15 protein-coding genes and 1 pseudogene are annotated in these 17,723 nt (G+C 56.4%); 6 read left to right on the top strand and 10 right to left on the bottom strand.

From position 1 onward, the window contains the following. Positions 1 to 4: 4 nt before the first annotated feature. The 4 genes from AOQ71_RS04040 to AOQ71_RS04025 form a co-directional block, all read right to left on the bottom strand. Entirely contained in the window at positions 5 to 1,237 is a 1,233-nt protein-coding gene (locus tag AOQ71_RS04040) for an urea ABC transporter substrate-binding protein (protein ID WP_063958181.1), read from the bottom strand. 123 nt (positions 1,238 to 1,360) lie between these two features. Beyond that, complete coding sequence (locus tag AOQ71_RS04035) at positions 1,361 to 2,590, bottom strand: ABC transporter substrate-binding protein (RefSeq protein WP_063958180.1); 1,230 nt, start codon at positions 2,588 to 2,590, stop codon at positions 1,361 to 1,363. Between the two features lie 128 nt (positions 2,591 to 2,718). Beyond that, complete coding sequence (locus AOQ71_RS04030; RefSeq protein ID WP_057742139.1) at positions 2,719 to 3,552, bottom strand: phosphodiesterase; 834 nt, start codon at positions 3,550 to 3,552, stop codon at positions 2,719 to 2,721. A gap of 13 nt (positions 3,553 to 3,565) precedes the next feature. Next, positions 3,566 to 4,738 (bottom strand): cobalamin-independent methionine synthase II family protein, encoded by a 1,173-nt coding sequence (locus AOQ71_RS04025; protein WP_057742136.1) that lies wholly within the window; start codon positions 4,736 to 4,738, stop codon positions 3,566 to 3,568. Positions 4,739 to 5,616: 878 nt separating this feature from the next. Here AOQ71_RS04025 and AOQ71_RS04020 point away from each other — a divergent pair. Next, positions 5,617 to 6,513, top strand: coding sequence for a LysR family transcriptional regulator (locus tag AOQ71_RS04020; protein ID WP_057742131.1), 897 nt, complete (start codon positions 5,617 to 5,619; stop codon positions 6,511 to 6,513). Positions 6,514 to 6,759: 246 nt separating this feature from the next. Here the strand turns inward: AOQ71_RS04020 and phnY are convergent, their stop codons facing one another. The 3 genes from phnY to AOQ71_RS04005 all read right to left on the bottom strand — a co-directional run bounded on the left by phnY (position 6,760) and on the right by AOQ71_RS04005 (position 10,660). Next, entirely contained in the window at positions 6,760 to 8,202 is a 1,443-nt protein-coding gene (gene phnY / locus AOQ71_RS04015) for a phosphonoacetaldehyde dehydrogenase (RefSeq protein WP_057742128.1), read from the bottom strand. A gap of 145 nt (positions 8,203 to 8,347) precedes the next feature. Continuing rightward, on the bottom strand, positions 8,348 to 9,508 hold the full coding sequence (gene aepY, locus AOQ71_RS04010) for a phosphonopyruvate decarboxylase (RefSeq protein ID WP_063958179.1): 1,161 nt from the start codon (positions 9,506 to 9,508) through the stop codon (positions 8,348 to 8,350). A 75-nt stretch (positions 9,509 to 9,583) separates the two neighbouring features. Continuing rightward, on the bottom strand, positions 9,584 to 10,660 hold the full coding sequence (locus tag AOQ71_RS04005; protein WP_057742125.1) for a methyltransferase: 1,077 nt from the start codon (positions 10,658 to 10,660) through the stop codon (positions 9,584 to 9,586). A gap of 52 nt (positions 10,661 to 10,712) precedes the next feature. Here AOQ71_RS04005 and AOQ71_RS04000 point away from each other — a divergent pair, with 52 nt between their 5' ends. Continuing rightward, positions 10,713 to 11,894, top strand: a complete 1,182-nt coding sequence (locus AOQ71_RS04000; protein WP_245316691.1) for an IS4 family transposase — start codon at positions 10,713 to 10,715, stop codon at positions 11,892 to 11,894. Between the two features lie 30 nt (positions 11,895 to 11,924). Here AOQ71_RS04000 and AOQ71_RS03995 read toward each other — a convergent pair whose 3' ends face one another. Together AOQ71_RS03995 and AOQ71_RS47145 are read right to left on the bottom strand one after the other, a co-directional pair. Continuing rightward, positions 11,925 to 12,176 (bottom strand): hypothetical protein, encoded by a 252-nt coding sequence (locus tag AOQ71_RS03995; RefSeq protein ID WP_057742120.1) that lies wholly within the window; start codon positions 12,174 to 12,176, stop codon positions 11,925 to 11,927. Continuing rightward, a pseudogene (locus AOQ71_RS47145) lies at positions 12,173 to 12,361 on the bottom strand (transposase domain-containing protein); the annotation flags it as partial. The gene AOQ71_RS03995 and the pseudogene AOQ71_RS47145, both read right to left, overlap by 4 nt. Before the next feature lie 116 nt (positions 12,362 to 12,477). Between AOQ71_RS47145 and AOQ71_RS47140 the strand changes: the two are divergent. Beyond that, a complete protein-coding gene (locus tag AOQ71_RS47140) occupies positions 12,478 to 12,780 on the top strand; it encodes a CoA transferase (protein WP_245316688.1) in 303 nt (100 codons plus the stop codon). 44 nt (positions 12,781 to 12,824) lie between these two features. On the opposite strand, the gene AOQ71_RS47135 is transcribed toward AOQ71_RS47140, so the two are convergent. After that, complete coding sequence (locus AOQ71_RS47135; RefSeq protein WP_245316693.1) at positions 12,825 to 12,968, bottom strand: hypothetical protein; 144 nt, start codon at positions 12,966 to 12,968, stop codon at positions 12,825 to 12,827. 872 nt (positions 12,969 to 13,840) lie between these two features. Here AOQ71_RS47135 and AOQ71_RS03975 point away from each other — a divergent pair. The 3 genes from AOQ71_RS03975 to AOQ71_RS03965 all read left to right on the top strand — a co-directional run bounded on the left by AOQ71_RS03975 (position 13,841) and on the right by AOQ71_RS03965 (position 17,599). Further along, positions 13,841 to 14,761, top strand: coding sequence for a hypothetical protein (locus tag AOQ71_RS03975; protein WP_057742104.1), 921 nt, complete (start codon positions 13,841 to 13,843; stop codon positions 14,759 to 14,761). A gap of 386 nt (positions 14,762 to 15,147) precedes the next feature. Continuing rightward, entirely contained in the window at positions 15,148 to 16,050 is a 903-nt protein-coding gene (locus tag AOQ71_RS03970) for a beta-keto acid cleavage family enzyme (protein ID WP_057742268.1), read from the top strand. 226 nt (positions 16,051 to 16,276) lie between these two features. Continuing rightward, entirely contained in the window at positions 16,277 to 17,599 is a 1,323-nt protein-coding gene (locus AOQ71_RS03965) for an MFS transporter (protein WP_083513919.1), read from the top strand. The last annotated feature ends 124 nt before the right edge of the window (positions 17,600 to 17,723 follow it).

Here is a 17,723-nt window from a genome sequence, read left to right as displayed (position 1 = left end):
CCGCCTAGTTCGGCATCAGAAAATCCGTCTGGTTGGGATTGGTGAAGACGTTGCATTTGCCACCATACGTATCCGGCGGAATCTGCTCCTTCTTGTCGATCAGGCTCCAGACGCGGTTCTCGACCTTGATGATGTGAACGTCTTGGGTCGTGTTGTGGCTGGGGCCGTTCGTGGTCATGACGCCGGCCGGACCCTCCCAGCGGATGCCGCTTTCGAGGGCAGCCAGAACCGCCTCCCGCTCGAAGCTGCCGGCAAGCTTGACCGCTTCGGCCCAGAGCATGACGCCGCTATAGCCGCCGAACACCTCGCCATTGATATAGGGGTGGTTCTTGCCGGCAACGGCTTCCACCTTGGCCAGAAATTCCTTGTTCTTCGGCGTATCGAGTTCTTGGAAGTAGTTGTAAGCGACGATCGTGCCGTCCGTTTCCTCCGGAGCAAGAACCTCGTGCTCATTGCCAGCGGCAAACACGATCGAGATGATCGGAATCTTTTTTAGCATTCCGGCCGCTGCCCATTGGCGGTAGAACGACATGGCCGGACCGCCAACGAGGCAGGAATGCACGACATCCGGTTTGGCGGCCTGTATCTTTGTAATGGCCGCGGTGAAATCCGTGACATCGAGGGGATAGTAATCATCGGCTAACACCTGGCCGCCTTCGCGCTTGGCCATTACGTGATTCCAGATCCCGAAATTGCGGGGGGCGTTATAGTCCGACGCAATATAATAGAGCTTCTTTCCGAGATTCTTGAATGTCCATTCGAGCAGAGGAACAACCTGCTGATTACCGCCCGTGTTGACGCAGAATGTATTCTTCTCGCAGAGCCCGCCTTCGTAGAACGAGCCGTAGATAAAAGGTATCTTGTACTTGCGCAGAACGGGGCGCGTCGCCTCGCGCGCGGCGCCGCTGAGCGCCCCTTGTACCATGACGACCCGATCGGTCAGCGCCGCCTTCTGCGCGTATTGCGGGTACTTGTTAATGTCGGACTGGCCGTCATAAACCTTTAGCTCGACCTTTTTGCCGAGCAGGCCGCCAGCGGCGTTGATTTCCTCGACGGCGACTTTCATGCACAAATTCGAGGGTACGCCATAAATATCTAGCGGCCCCGACAAATCATGGAGCGAAGCAATAGCGACGCTGTCGGATGCGGCCCACGCGCCTCCGGCAAAAGAGCCGGCGATGGATGCAGCAGAAAGCGCTGCCGAAGTGCCGAGAAACGAGCGACGGGATAGTTTCACCAGAATTCTCCTTTGATTGCTCGAGAGAAGAGGCGTGCTCTCCTGTCGAGTGACGACGGCGAAACAGTAAGAAAATGAGTCTGCGGCGCCGCTTGAAAGACGCAGCGTTGGGAGCGCAGCCGCCTACATCTGTGGCATCAAGAATTCGGTCAGGTCAGGTTGGGCAAAGAAGTCGCACCCGTCCCCATAACTGTCCGGCTGGATCTGTTCCTTGGTTGCAACGAGGCTCCAGACTCGGTTTTCGACCCTGATAATGCGCACGTCCTGGGTCGTGTGGTGGGTGGCCCCGTCGGTAACCATTTTCCCGCCGGGCCCTTCCCAAGTGATGCCGGTTCCCCAAGCCTTCATGACTGCGTCGCGATCAAAGCTGTTCGCGCGATTGACGGCCTCAGCCCCACGACATGACTGTATTGTGTCCACCGATCGCCTCGCCATTGATGTATGCATGACTTTGACCCATCGCTTGAGAAAAGCGCGCCAGGCTTTGTTTCGCGGCGTATCGAGCTCCTCGAAAGAGTTGTAGACTGCGTAGATGCCATTGATCTCCTCAGGCGCCAGAATCTCGTGCTCTTGCCCGCCACCGAATATGATCGAGATGAGGGGATTTTTCTTCAACATCCCCGCTGCGGCCCATTGGCGGTAGAAGGACGTTGACGAGCCACTAACCAGAAAGGAATGGATGAAATCAGGCTTTGCCGCCCGGATCTTGGCGATTGCCGCAGTGAAATCCGTAACATCGAGGGGATAGTAGTCGTCCGCAAGCGCCTTGCCGCCTTCGCGCTTTGCCATCACCTGATTCCTGGCTCCGAATGTGCGCGGCGCGTTGTAATCGGAAGCGATGTAATAGAGCTTGTTACCGAGAGTTTTGAACGACCGCTCGACCAGCAGAACGACCTGCTGGTTTCCTTCGGTGTTGCAGCAGAAGATGTTCTGTTCGCAGGCATCACCTTCATAGCTCGAACCATAGAAGTACGGCACCTTGTATTTGCGCAGAACCGGTCGCGTCGCCTCTCGGGCAGCTCCGGTCAAGGCGCCCACCGCCATCACGGCGTTGCGGAGCGCCGCCTGCTGCGCGTATTGCAGACCTTTTTTGATGTGGGACTGGCAGTCGTAGGCCTTCAGGACGATTTGTTTGCTAAGCAATCCTCCTGCCGCGTTTAATTCCTTGACCGCGAATTCCGTGCACATGTTAGATGGGGCGCCATAGACATCGAACGGTCCGGATAGATCGTAGAGTGAGGCGATGGCTACTGTGACTGAGGCCGCCGACGCGGCGCCGGCCCGTGAACCAAAAACGGACGCGGCTGATAGTGCGGCGGAAGAACAGAGCAACGTGCGACGCCACAAATTCATGAGGATCCTCCTTCAGGGCTCGCAAATAAGAGTCCAACGCAGCGTGCAACTGCGGTGGCTAGACGAGGAACGGGCAGGCGTGATGGTCGTCGGTGGGAAGCGGGCCCTCGTCGCGAGTGGGTTCTGGATTATCTTCGCCGCGCCATTGAAACGACTTGACGTTCGACGGGCAGGTCAGGCTCGTATAGGTACTTTGCGCTTGTATCGAGAAAGTCGTGGGTGTGGATCACCACCGCGTCCGAGTTCAGGAACGCGATCGCATAGGCTGGCGGCTCCATGCTGCAAGGAATCCCTCGCTCGTGACCGAAATCGAGCCACAATTGGTGATTGAGCCCCCGCAAGGTGGAAAAGGGAATGTTCTGCCAGCTTCCGGCGATTGGGCGATGCACATGCCCGAAGAACAAATGGCGGATGGAGTATCCGCTGAGAAGCTGTCCAAATCTTGCAGCATCGTCCAGCATGATGTCGTCAGCCGGCCGGAAGTGAACTGGAAGCGGCGGGTGGTGCATGAAGAGATATACAGGGCTGCCTTGCGACTCTCCCAGACGCGAGCGCAACCATGTCTGGCGCTGCTCACAGTAGAGGCCGGCGTGGCGGTCGGTTTGCTTTGTGTCGAGGAAGAGAAAGCGTCCCGCCGCCGTGTCGAGCGCGGATTGAATGAAGCCGAAATCGTCGGCGGGAACCTCGGGAAACACGCTCCGGAAATGGGCGCGATTGTCATGATTTCCCATTAAGAGCCGCACCGGCATAGGCAGGACCTTTAGTGCCTCGCGCAGGCGAACGTAGGCGCTTTCTTCGCCATGATGAGCAAGATCACCGGTGATGACGCAGAGCTCCGCATCTGCATGCTGCCTGGCGATATCGGCCAGGCAGGCGGTCAGGCGCTCGCCAGGATCGTTGTCGAACAAGCGATCGCCAGCTGGGACCAGGTGAAGGTCGGTGATTTGAATGATTTTCATCATTGCGGGCTACTTGTCAGGAAGCAACGGCTTGAACGGAGGGCCTGGCGTTCGCGTTCCAGAGCCGGCGAGATGCAATCTCGGCGCCCTGCACGAGCGACTCGAGCTTGCGCCAAGCGATGTCCGGATCAACAGTGTGGAACGTTGCAAAGCTGGCAAAGCCGCAGTCGGTGCCGGCGATCACTCGCTCCCGTCCGACCAAATTGGCGTATTGTTCGATGCGCTGGGCGACCACCTCGGGATGTTCGATGTAGTTCGTGCAGGTATCGATGACACCCGGAACGAGAATCTTGTCGTCGGGAAGCCGCGTCTGTTTAAATAGACTCCATTCGTGCGAGTGACGTGGATTCGCCGCCTCCAGCAGAAGTGCCATCGGCCGCGCCTTGATGATGATATCGAAGATCTCGTGGAGATCGATATCGTGATGGTGTGGCGATTCGTAATTGCCCCAACACAGATGCAGTCGCATCCGATCGGCGGGAATGTCGCGCAGGGCATGATTAAGGACCTCGACGTGAAGCGCAATTTCCTTGCGAAACTCCGCGACATCCATCGGCTTCGCCCGAAAATGGCGTCCAAGCGCCAGATCAGGGCAGTCGATCTGCAAGAGAATGCCAGATGCAGCGATGACGTCATATTCCGTCTTCATCGCGTCGGCCAAAGCATAGAGATAGGCCTCCTGCGAGGGATAATATTTGTTTGGCATGTAGTGAGCCATAATTCCCGGAGACGAGGCGTTCATGAACGCTTCCTCAACAGGAACCATATCCAGTGCCGCTTTGAGGTTGGCGATATCCGTGGCCACCGCCGCCTCGCCTTGGTACGCGATAGGTCCCACGCACGCAGGCGTCTTGATATCTAGATTGACCCGCTTCGCGAAATTCGAAAAATCCGCCAGTTCGGACAAGGCAAGCGGCTGATCAACGCCCGTCAGACCCGTCATGCGCTCGCGCGCATAGGTCGAATAGGCGTATTTGCTCATCTCGCCATCATCGATAACCGAAAGCCCAATGATCGATTGCTTTTTTACGATGTCGAGGACGGCCAAACTGACGGAGGCGGCCAGCAACGGATTGCGGTCAGCGTCCAGTTCGCTCTTCTCTTTTGCCAGGAGCATCTCCTCCAATGCAGAGGGCCTCGGCAAACTGCCGACGTGGGTCGTGAGGATACGGTCGGTGCTTATTTTCATTCGCCTCTTCCATTAATTCGTACGAGGTCGGCCCCCTCTCTTTCGATGGGGAGAGGATCACCTCCTCGAAAGCCTGATTTCGTTGTGCGTGAGCGCTGCGCTCCCGATAGGCCTGGTTGATAGTGGTTTGTGGCCTGCTTCCGGAGACGAGGCGTAGCAAGCGCAGTTGACGTAGAAATGTCTTATTATTAGCTCTGCTAATAGTTGAAGTATTGCTGCAATTAAATAAGCTGGCATCCAATCAGCGCGTCTTTCGCCGGTGCCGATTTTATTCTGCACGACAGCCTCAATTCGCGCAGTAAATTATGTCACATCTTGCTGGTCTTGCTGAGAAACGTATCCAGCAACCAAGTTGAATGGTCGAGATGAATTGTGAAAAAACAGCGCGCAACTGGCGGAAAATCAAAGTCGTGTGTTCAGTCGCGCACAGAAAACGCTCTCCAAGCGCAGGAGCCCTTGTTTGCCTATGCTAGCGAGTACGCGCCAGGCTCGGCCTCAAGACGCAGCAGAAGTTTGACATTTCGGATACCGTGTGATGTTCATTTTCAACTACGAAGCAGGAGGTTCTACCGCCAGTTGAGGTAGTAACTTGCGTCTTTCGTCGATTCGCGATCTTGAATGCATGCTTGGGGAAGGGCGATATGGGGTAGGGCGTCGCGACAGTAAGTTGTTTCGATCGTCGGTCGAGACAAAGCGGTGATCAGCAAGCATATCGAGAAGAACGCCAAGGCCGCGTGCCTCACTCTCTGAGCCTGCGGCGTTTTGATCGCGTTTAGGCCGCTCAGTACGTACAACCGAGCCAGAAGGCCGGGGCGAAAAGCCTTGAACCCGCTGCGGAATGCGAAACTACGGCAATATGAGGAGCAGACGTCGAAGGCATGAAAATCAGTTCTCACCAGATTGCGGCCTTTACAGAGGTCTTCCGGCAGAGAAGCGTTTCAGATGCCGCAGCCGTCCTCGGTGTCACCCAATCGGCCGTCACCCAGCAACTTGCCAAGCTTGAGCAACATATGGGGACGACGCTCTTTATCCGTCATCGCAGTGGGCTCGAGCCGACAAAACCGGCCCAGGAACTGTTTGCACTAACTGATCGCGTTCGAGTCCTCGAGCAGCTCGTCGCGGAGAAGATTAATGCCTACAGTGACCTATCGGCCGGACATCTAACGGTGATCGCGAACGCCCCGCGCCCGGCAATGCCACTTATTTCCGAGTTCAACCGGCATTTTCCCGCAGTCAGAATCACGTTCTGCCTGGTGCCCTGGGAGCTTGCTAAGCAACGGCTTGAAGCGCGTGATGTGGATATTGCTATCATCACTGAGCCTGATGACATTGCCAACCTATTCCACGTGCAGCTAAGCAAGACTCGGCTTATGGCCCTCATGCGGCGCGAGCATCGACTCGCCTGCAGACCGACACTCACTCTTGCCGAACTTGCCCAAGAGAGAATCATTCTAACCGAGGATGGTTCGCTGACGCTCCGCGAAGTGGAAAAAGCTTGCCTTGAGAACAGTACAACTATGCCCAATATTATCAAAATTGCGACTTATCCTGTTCTGAAGGAGGCCGTTCTGCACGGAGTAGGAATCGGCGTCCTTCTTGAGGACAGCGTATTTCCAGCAGAGGAGCTCGTCTATAAAACAGTCGACGAACTCTGTACTGACTTCAAAACATATATTGTCACGACATCGGATAAAAGACGGCTACGCGGCGTAAAATCGTTCTTCGAAACCGTTGAAGTGTCTTTAGAAAATCAAGGCAATACGTCTCCCTGCTAGACGTGGAAATCGCATCCGCGAAAGCCACTCGTGAGGGGGCTCGACCGAGGTGGGTGCTGAACTGCATGAAAACGCTACGTCGGGCTTAGTAGGCCGACTTCGCGGGATACAAATGCTCGAGCGCGGCAGCTAGAATTTCGAGCCGGTCCCCCGTGGAGAGCTCAGGAGATCGCAATCATTTGCAAGGGCTACTGCTGCCGCCCCAGCCGGATCGCCATGATACTCAAGCGGAAGAGAGTGGCTGGCCTAGACTGACCAGGGAAGCGAGTAGGTCTTCAACTGCGTGAAGCTCCGCATCGCCTCCAGTACGCCCTCTTTGTGCCCGAGTCCGGACTGCTTGATTCCCCCGAATGGGGTCAATTCGGTGCGATACCCGGGGACCTCCCACACGTTGACAGTACCAACCGCGAGACCGTCGATGAGCTTCGTGACATGATCAAGCCGGTTGGAGCACACACCAGCAGAAAGTCCAAACTGGGTCGCGTTCGCAATCGCTATGATCTGATCAACATCATTAGGACAACGGATGATTGGCAGCACCGGCCCGAATGTTTCTTCAATAACAAGTTCAGACGTCGGTGAGACGTGGTCCAATAGGGTCGGCGGATAGGACGCGCCGGTAGGCTGGTTACCGAGCAATAGGGTAGCACCAGCATCGACGGCATCGGCAACCCGTCGAGCAATGAGCTGGGCAGCCTCTCGACTTATGACAGTGCCGATGTCAACTGATGGATCGCTGGGATCGCCGATCGAAAGCGTCAGCATGTGATGCAGCGCCCTCTCGGCAAATTCGTCGGCAACGGAGTCAACCACCAACGCTCGCTTGACGGCTGTACATCGTTGACCCGAGTTCTTGGTTGCTCCTTGAACCGCCAAATAAGCTGCCCGATCGACTTCGGCATCCTCAAGTACGATGATGGGGTCGTTCCCACCGAGCTCCAAGATGAGCTTCCGGTAGCCGGCTCGTTCCGCAATATGGTGCCCGACTTGAACGGAGCCAGTAAATGTGACGAGCTCAGCACATGGATCGGTAAACATGGCGTCTCCCAAGGGGGTGGGTGCCCCTGTCAGGATCGAAAGCATTCCCTCGGGCAGGCCTTGCTCGTTCAGAATTCTGCCAAGCGCGAGCGCAGTCAACGGCGCTCGCTCAGACGGCTTCAGGACGACGCGGTTGTTTGTTGCAATCGCGGGCGCAAGCTTATGGCTGACGAGATTAAGAGGATGGTTAAACGGGGTGATAGCTGAGATCACACCGGCGAGGGGCGTTCGCATGGAAAAGATACGCCGGTTGTGCGGTGTTGCACCAATGTCAGATGGATAAACCTCGCCGTCACTCTGGATTAGCATATGGGCAGCAAATGACCAGACGTCGCATGCACGCCCGGTTTCATGCAAAGAGTCCTTCAGGCAGAGCCCTGTTTCCGATGTGATAAGCCGAGCAAACCGGTCTCGATCTCTCCTAATGGCGCTCGCCGTCCCAAGGAGGATATCCGTTCGTTCGCGACGCGTGAGCCGAGGGCAAATCCGCGCGGCTGCTTCAAATGCCTGGCGTGCATGCTCCGGTCTGCCCTGCGGGACTCTGCCAAGAAGCATTCCCGTGAATGGATTGTTTACTTCGATCGTTGCGTCCGAGTGAGCGGGCATACCTGCGATGAGCATTGGATGATAGTCTTCATCGGTTTCGTACATGCTGTAGTTCTCGTTGGGTGTGAGATCCACGACTGTGATCGCGTTTCTTCGAAACGGACGCGGTAGGGGGTCGGAGCACCTCTTTGACAAGCTCGTTTACGTTCAAACCAGAGCGATGAAGATCAGCCCACAGTCGGCCATCGAACTATGAGACAAGACCCATTTTGTCGCTTGTCGCTATCTCACTGCCGCGGATGCCGATGTCGCGCTGAAACATGTTCTTATTCTGAAGCGGAGAATATCGGCTTGTGACGCGCGCAAGCTGAGAAGGATGAAGGCGGTTGACCTTGCAGACCACGAAATGAGGGCCGCTGCGCCAGGCGCACTGTCGCAAGGCGGTCGTGATATGCTCGGCCCGCTCGCAGCGGGTAGCCGTTCGATAACCGCAGGCGGACGCAACGGCCTCGAGAGATGTCGTTCGTGACGTCGACAACTGACCGCCCGTCGAAACGTATCCTTCGTTGTCCAGCACCACATGAATGAAATTCTGGGGGGCGGCATAGCCGATAGTCGATAGGATACCCATGTGCATCAGCGCGCTGCCGTCTCCATCCAGTGCCAGGATGGTTCGGGTGGGCGAAGTCAGCGCAACCCCTGCCGCAACCGCGCTGCAATGTCCAAGAGAGCCCTGCATGTAGAAGTTAGTGGGACGATCCCGGACGCGGAACAGCTCACGAGAAATGTATCCGGTCGTAGAGACAATAAGTGTATCGGGCTCGAGCTGCTGGTAGATCAACTCAATGGCTTGTCCGACACTGACCCCATATTGAACGGCATCAGCCTGTCTTTTGTCGGGGCAGCACACGGATAGTTGACCCGTCCGAAAGAGCAATGCAAACGGCGCTGAGCGATGAAATGCAGCGTCGCCTTGTGCGAGCGCGTGATCCAGGCCGGACAGGGTCCCATCAAAGTCACAGCATTCAATAGAAAGCTGATTCAGGAGGGCTTTTGTGTTCGCGCCCATGATCGTGTGTTGCGGCTCGTCGGCAGGTTCATCGGGGTGGCCACGAACGGATAACAGGAGCAAGATGGGAATTTTGTTAACCATCAACAGAGATGTCAGTGGGTTGATGATATTTCCGAGCCCAGAATTTTGAAGCGCAACGACCCCTCGTCGACCTGAGAGCGCCGCGCCAGCAACTAGCGCAACTGCGCTACCTTCGTTGGCCGCCGGCACACTCAGAAATCCTGAAGCTTCGGCGACAAGGCCGAATAGATCACCAAAGATGGAACAAGGAACCCCTGAGAAAAACGAATACCCGGCCGCCCGAAGCTTAGATAAGAGAACATAGGTTGGAATAGACATGCCGTGCTCACGAGATTCATTGAGAGCCGCGGCCGTGGAATGAGCCGTTCCTGAAAAGCGGAAAAGTCATTGGCTTCAGGCGATCTTTCTCGCAACGATGAGGCTGCGATTGCAGATTGATTTGTGGAATTCAATCTCCTGGAAGCCGGTCCTCTCAAGCATGACCCGCATGTCCTCAAAGCTGTAACAGCAGCCTTCGTATCCGGTGGTCAGGAGCACGGAGTATTCTGCTTCGGCTGCCGGGGATGGGCGTCCTCCGCGATCATCAGGGTGGCAGCCGTAAATTGCTATCCGACCATCGCAAGCAATGCTGTCAAAAGACTTGCTTAGGAGTAGATGAACCTTCTCTGGTCCCCAATTGTGAAGCACGTGCGAATAGAGGTGGAGACTAGCATTCCGAGGCAGAGGATCAATGAACATATCGCCAGCTATGACATTGGCGCGACGCGGGTATAGATTCCGGTCCGTCAGGCACGTCCTTGCAAGATGATCAACGGGGGGGCGCTCAAGGATGGTTGCCGAGAGTGAGGAATAGCGCAGCAACAAATGCGCGGAATAGACCCCCGATCCACCGCCTACATCGAGTACGCAAGTATCATTCGTACAATCAAGCAGCTCCGCAAGGTGCGGTGCAAAGATCCGCCCGCGTTCCTCCATCCCGCGTGTGTTCAGATCAGCGAACTCGTCCGATTGCATCAAGGCGTCCCAGGTCTTGGTTACGCCGCGCTCAACGTGCCAGGTGTCCGAACCATCCTGTCGCAGGATCTCATAAAGTTCTCGCACAGAGGACTTATATTTCATCGTTGCAACGTATGACGCGACGTTGTCCGGGGAATTTCCGCTCAGATACCGAACGGCTGTCGGGGTTGCATGCAGTCGGCCGGATTGTCTGGAGATGAGGCCCCACGATTCAAAGAGTCGAAGCATGGTCCGTGTTGGCCGCTCGCGAAGAACGAAATGAGCTCGCAGCTCCTCTTCCGTTACCGGCTGGTCATCCAGGTAAGTAAAAAGATCAAGCCATGAGACTGCGGCGATATAGAGATCGGCCGCATAGGAGCTGTCGCGCCACTTGATAATCTGAGCAATATCGGGACAGCAGATAGGCGCGGTTTCAGAGATCCGGGCGTGTGACGTCAGTGGCGACGAATGCATTGCAAGTCCTTGTCTCGAAGCAAGTTTGTATCTCTGAATGAGCTATTGCTGGATGTCGGCAAGCTCCAGCCAGACGCTTATCAGGCAATCAGTGACACGCGTCTGTTATCTGGATCAATTGTCATTGTTGGTAGTTGATCGCTCGCAAAGTGGCTCGGTCACGGCTGGGAGGAAGGCAGGTCGCCTCAGATCGCACACGGTTTGCGGCATCCTGATGCATTCGAGCCTCGCGGTTACAATCGAGGGGGGGCCGCTGGGGTTGGCGGCCGTTAAGTTCTGGACCCGCAAGAAATTCAAGGGGACGGCAGCGCTTAAAAAGAAGATCAATCCGACTCGGATTCCCATCGAGAAAAAGGAAAGCGTCCGGTGGTTGGAAAATCTGAAGCAGTCTACGCAACTCTTGGATCATCCGGGACGATGCATCCATATTGGCGATCGCGAGAGTGACATCTACGAGCTCTTCTGCGCAGCACAGGAGATCGGAACCCATTTCCTGATCAGGACCTGCGTCGACCGCTTGGCTGGAGATGGCGATCACACGATCGCCGACGAAATGGACGAGGTCGCCGTCAAAGGGCTCCATCGCATCGAAGTCAGAGACAGCAACGGCGATCCTGACCAGGCCATTCTTGAGATCAGGTATCGCAAGATGCGCGTCCTGCCGCCGATTGGAAAGCAGAAGCGATATCCCGCTCTGACCCTGTCGGTGATCCATGCCGAAGAGCGCGGAACGCCGAAAAACAGAGAGAAGATCGATTGGAAGCTGAACACCGACCTGCCTGTTGGTTCCCGCACCGACGCCATTGAAAAGCTGGAATGGTATGGTGTGAGATGGAAGATCGAGGTGCTCCACAAGCTCCTCAAATCGGGCTGCAAAGCTGAGGAGTCGAAGCTCAGGACCGCCCAGCGTCTGACCAATCTGATCTCGCTCTTTTGCATCCTGAGTTGGCGGCTCTTCTGGATGACGATGCTCAACCGTTCCGCCCCAGACGCGCCACCAACCCTCGCGTTGACTGCGACTGAAATCGGCGTGCTCGACCGCCTCGTCAAAGATAAACCAAAAGCAAGACGGAAAACGCTCTCGCACTATCTGATCAAAATCGCCCGTCTCGGCGGTTACCTCGCCCGCGCCAGCGATCCGCCGCCCGGCAATATGGTCATGTGGCGCGGGCTGTCACGCCTCACCGACATCGCGCTGGGCGCCATGGTCGGAGAAGAATTTGTGGGTAATTGAAAGCCGGCGTAGGCCGCGAGCTTGAGCGGATTATGCGGTCGACCAGCGTTTGATCAACTCGGGATTGTCTTTATAGACTTGGATGAGCTCGATGAGGCGTTCGATGCCGAAGTCGGTGAACGCCTGGACGCCGTCTTCGCCAACGCCAAAGGCCCAGATGGCTCCGTCCTCGATCTCCATTTCGTTTGCAACGTCTCGCAGCCAATCTTCGTCTTCGCCGAGGTCCCTCGCGACCTTGGTGATGGTGGTGACGTAATGGATTTTGTTGACGTGGGTGGTCATGCCGCGCGAGCGGAGATCGCTGCCGCTGGCGTCCAATTCCAGGGCAGAAGTTCGTCCAGCCGATGAACCAGATGGGCGGCGATCCGGGCGAGGATATCCGTAAGCCACGCCTGCAGGTCGATGCCGTTCATCTTTGCCGTGATAAGGCTGTACATGGCTGCGGCGCGCCGCCCTCCGCGATCAGAGCGCTGCAATGTGCAGAAGGCCGCCGCTGCATCGAGGACGAGATAGAGAGGGTCATTGAAACCTGGACTCTCACCCGCAATGCCGACCAGGCGATGTCGAAGCAGTTGCGGCCGGCGTGGCCCGGCAGCCAACTGATCTGCTCAGGGACCCACATCTCGGGTCGCGTGGCTTTTTACAGGAGGTGGAACGCGCGTTCGTGGGTTTGCATCCACAGCCGTCGATGCCGATCCGCGACGGGTCGGGGCCGTTTGCGGTCCGCACAGCAGCACCAACGCTCGGAGAGCATAACAGCGAGATACTATCGGAATTTCTCAGGCTCTCCGACACCGAGATCGCTCAATTGGCGTCGGAGGGCATCATCGGGGCGTCGATGGCCTCCGAGAAGCTAGCAAAGTCATCGTGTCGCGAGCATGTATAGTCGACAGGCGCCGCTGAGATAACTCTTGAAGCTCCTTGAAACCTTCAGGCCCCAAGTGACTGGGCGAAACGCACTGAGCTCGAGGCATGGATGCCGCAGCGATCGGCGATGGCGTTTACCGACAGGACCGCGACATCATTCGGATTCTGGGTTAGATAAACAGCTACCCTTCGATACGACTTGCTCAGTCATCGTAGTGGTCGTGGATGACATGGATCAATTCCTCATAACTTGACCACGTCCCCATCGAGTCGCGCGCCAACATTAGTTTCAATGTCCTGGATCACTGGTCCGCTGGGTGGGGCAAAGAATGGAAAAGAGTAGAACCAATTCGGGCTTGACATTGGTATCCCCTCGACCATCGAGATGGTGGCGTTCTTCCTCATATTCCAGCAATTGGCGTTCCACTGGATCAGGTTATCGAGGTCGAATGTTCGAGCCAGCTCTGGCGAGTGCCGCGGAGGCATACGCATCGGCGGATCAGCGCGCTTCTTAGTGCTGTCGGCGGGGGGGCGGACAAGGCGCCCCCACACTTCCTTTCAGTATCGCTTCTGCCCGCAGACATTTGGTGAAGGAGGGATGAGGCTGGGGCGGAGCTTCATCGGTTCGCCTGACTCGGACGACTAAGTCGTTAGCCGGGCCGACATTGAATTCTGTCTATCCAGGGAATGCTCATGGACCGTCCTGCGATACAGTCACCTACCAATCTTGGCAGTTGATAGAGAGGACGGACACATGGCTATCGTGGCCGATCAACCGTCACGGAAACCGACGCGGAGCGGAGCCAAAAAGACAGTCCACTGCAAGTTCGATCTAAGGCCCAGCAAAGTTCGGTCGACAATTTATAGGATGAACGTTTGGCAATGGCCCGGCTCTTGCTCCACTGCTTAACCGATACCATGCAGCTCTTCCCGAGGGGTTGAACAATGCAGAGTGTGTCAAACACATGATGATCGAAAGCGCATCCTGCCCGTCGCGCCACAAACGAGAGTCGAATCCGCTGCAGCCTGAAACGCAATTGTCAACTTGATACTTGCGACACATCATCCTGAGAGAGAACATGACGGACGCCAGTGAGATCAAATCGAAACGTTCGCCCAGCCGAAAGTTCGTAGGTCGTCAGCTGTTCTTTCTTGAGGTGAGTACCAACCGCATACAAGCCATGAAGCCAGACGGCTCCGATCGAAAAGTTGTCGTCACCAATTGTCAACTTCCTGACGGAATCGCCATCGATGTCAGCGCCGGCCACATCTATTGGACCAACATGGGTTCCGGTGTCGCCGTTAACGATGGCTCGATTGAGCGCGTCGATATCGATGGAACGGCTCGCAAGGTCATCGTCCCGTGCGGTGCCACTTTCACACCGAAGCAGATTCAGCTCGATCAAAAAGGCGGCAAGCTCTACTGGTCTGACCGGGAGGGAATGCGGGTCATGCGGTGCAATCTCGACGGCTCCGAGATCGAGACGCTCATCGAGGCAGGCCGCGGTGAGTTGGACCGACGCGACCCGACCAAATGGTGCATCGGCATCACCATCGACACCGATCGCCGCCAAATCTACTGGACGCAAAAAGGTCCGGACAATGCCGGCAAGGGCCGGATCTTCCGCGCGGACATGGACATCCCGAACGGCGAGAGTCCGGCAAACCGCTCCGACATAGAAGTGCTGTTCGACGACTTGCCGGAGCCGATTCACCTTGAGTTCGATCTGGCTAACCGCGTCCTCTATTGGACAGACCGCGGTGATCCGCCGCGTGGCAACACAGTCAATCGCGCGTGCGTCGATCTAAAGACGGAGCCGGAAATTCTGATCACGCATCTCATGGAGGGAATCGGCATCGCACTCGACGTTCCCGGCAACCAGATGTTCATTACCGACCTCGCCGGTTCGATCTATACCGCAAATCTTAATGGCAAGAGCAAATACAATCTCCTCTGGTCCCAGGGCAACTTCACCGGCATTGCGTATGCCGAAATCTAACCCGTCGAAGGACATGACTGGGGTCACGCAACGCCGTCGTCGACGCCCACCTGTCGGAGCGAGTTGGACAGCTGTCTTCGACTACGAGAGCACGGATCGTCGCGAACGACCTAGCACCGTACACAAAAGGTGCGCTGAGGCGCACCCTTCCGCTCGAAAGGTTCGCGAACTCATTCGCATGAGCGAGCTGCTGTTCCCCAACGCGAGCACCCGGCTGAGTCGTGACGGTTCTCAATAAGCAGATCTGTTCTGAATGCCAGGTGTTGGAGGCTGGAGCCTGTTGAAGACGACACTTGCGGCCCTTACGACTTGTTTCAAGTCGTTCCTCAGCGGGTACGTAAGGACCCGCTATGAATACCCAAGTCGGCGATGACAGGAGACGCAGTATGAGTTTTAACGGAAAAGTCATTGTCACGATTGCTCCGACGGGAGGGGTGGTGAAGAAATCGCAGAACCCGCACCTGCCGACCCAGCCAAACGAGATCGCGGAGGATGTGTATCGATGCTACGGTGCGGGGGCGTCTATCGTGGCGCTGCATGCGCGCAGGCCGGACGACGCCGCAACCTGTAATCCGGAAATTTATCAGGATATCAATTCCCGGATTCTGGCAAAATGCGGCATCATCATCAACAACAGCACGGGCGGGGGCATTGATGGAGACATGGTCCGATCCCTGGAGGCCGGTCTCGATGAGGTTATTTTTGAAGAGCGCCTAAAAGGTCTTGAGGCGGGCGCTGACATGGCGACATTTGACGCTCACAGCGTTCTGGCCAGCTTTGGCGGCCGCGATGTTGTCGTTAACACGTCGCCGAGCCGCTGCGATATCATGGCAAAGCGATTCCAAGAAACGGGCATCAAACCCGAATGGGAATGCTTTTCACTTTCCCACCTTCTCCAAGATCCGATACGTCTCATCAACCAGGGGTTCGATAAGCCTCCCTATTGGATCAATTTCGTTCTTGGTGCCGATCGCGCAATTCAGGGCGCATTGCCGTACAGTCCGCAGATCCTCGATTTGCTGATCGGCAATCTTCCCAAAGGAGCCATGTTTTGCGTTAGCGGGGTCGGTCGAGCACAGCTGCCCGCAACCACTCACGCGGTGCTCGCGGGCGGCCACGTGCGTGTAGGTCTGGAGGACAATCTCTACCTCGAACCGGGCATGCTTGCCACGAACGTGCGCCTGGTCGACAAGACCGTAAAAATTATCCGAGAACTTGGGTACGAGCCTGCCACCACAGTGGAAGCGCGAGCGATGCTTGGGCTTGCGCCACACAAACAGCCCGGATAGCCCATTTGCCGCTCTCAATCGGAAGCGGCGGACGATGGCTCGCTAGTTCGATGACGGGTCTAGACAAGTCATGAACGTGGGACCAATAGCAGAAAGTGCCGTCGATGGTTGAAAATGTACGATCGGGCACTTGGGGCCGTGATTCCCAGGTTTCAGCCTAACATCCTGGCATAGCGTCAGAAAAAATGGACGGCTGGTCAGCGATTAGTTGTAGGAGCAGAACGAATTGGTTGACGCCGTTGCTGCGCAGCGTCATACGGACGAAAAGGAAAGGTGTGGCTTGGTTGCGAGCGCTGTCGTCAAGAACACGCGGCGGCTCGTGCCGCTGTTGGGCGTTGCCTATCTTTTCAACAACCTCGATCGGACCAGTGTCGGCATCGCTGCGCTGCAGATGAACGAAGCCATCGGCTTAAGTGCCACGCAATTCGGATGGGGGGCTGGGATCCTCTTCTTCAGCTACTGCCTGCTCGAAGTACCTAGCAACATGATGATGTATCGCGTGGGAGCGCGCCGCTGGCTCGCCCGCATCATGATAACCTGGGGCCTTGCAGCCGCGGCGACAGCGTTCGCCGTTGGACCATACAGCTTCTACGCAATCCGTCTTCTTCTGGGAGTTTTCGAATCGGGGTTTTTTCCTGGCGTCATCTGGTACATTTCCATTTGGTTTCCGGCGCAATCGCGGACCGGCGTCCTCGCCTGGTTCATGACGGCAACGCCGGCGTCCTCGTTGATCGGCAATCCACTATCGGCTTCATTATTGAGAATGGATGGAGTGTGGGGACTAGCCGGCTGGCAATGGATGTTCCTGATCGAAGGCCTTCCGGCCTGCTTGCTTGGAGGCTTATGCCTCGTTCTGCTGGCCGACACGCCGGTCAAGGCCTCGTGGTTGACGCCCCCGGAACGGGACGCGCTACTGGACGAGCTCGCTAAGGAAAAACACGACAAGGTCAAAACGGATCTCTGGGCCGCGATCAGGGATGTCCGCGTGCTGATGCTGACAAGCATCAGCTTCGCTTTCACGGTCGCCTCCTACGGGATAGGCATCTGGCTCCCTCTGATCTTAAAGAGCCACAACTTGAATAACATGCAGATTGGTTGGCTCTCGGCCGCGCCTTATTTCTTTGTGACAATAGGCTCGTTGTTCTGGGCGCGCCTTGTCGATTGCAAGGGGCAAAAGATCTACAATCTGGTCGCCGCACTGATGCTTGGCGCCATCGGACTTGTCTTTTCGGTAGCGTTCACCTCGTTCATACCGGCGCTCATATGCATGACGCTTGCGCTGATTGGCACTATTTCGGCGCGGACCGTCCTTTACACGATCCCACAGAGTTTCCTCACCGGGCCCGCTGCCGCTGGTGGCATAGCGTTCATCAATTCGATTGGTGCCTTTGGGGCCTTCGTCGGCCCGTACATGGTCGGCTTCCTCAAGGATTGGACGGGATCTTTTCACATTGGCATGATCGGAATGGCAATCATCCTCATTGTTGCAACGGGCGTCGCCTGCAGCCTTAGACTCGTCGTGACATATAACGATGACGCTCCTGCTTAGACGGAACGCCTAGAGCATGATGTATTTACACGGAAACATAGCCTAAGTTTTTGAAGTAGTTGGTGCACTCCGCCTCGGAGAAGAGATCGAGGAGTTCACCAACCTTCCGCCAGGTTGCCTCGAC

The sequence above is a fragment of the Bradyrhizobium manausense genome (assembly GCF_001440035.1).
GTDB lineage: Bacteria > Pseudomonadota > Alphaproteobacteria > Rhizobiales > Xanthobacteraceae > Bradyrhizobium > Bradyrhizobium manausense.
Note: the sequence above shows the minus strand (reverse complement) of the source record. Positions and strands in the feature narration are given on the sequence as shown.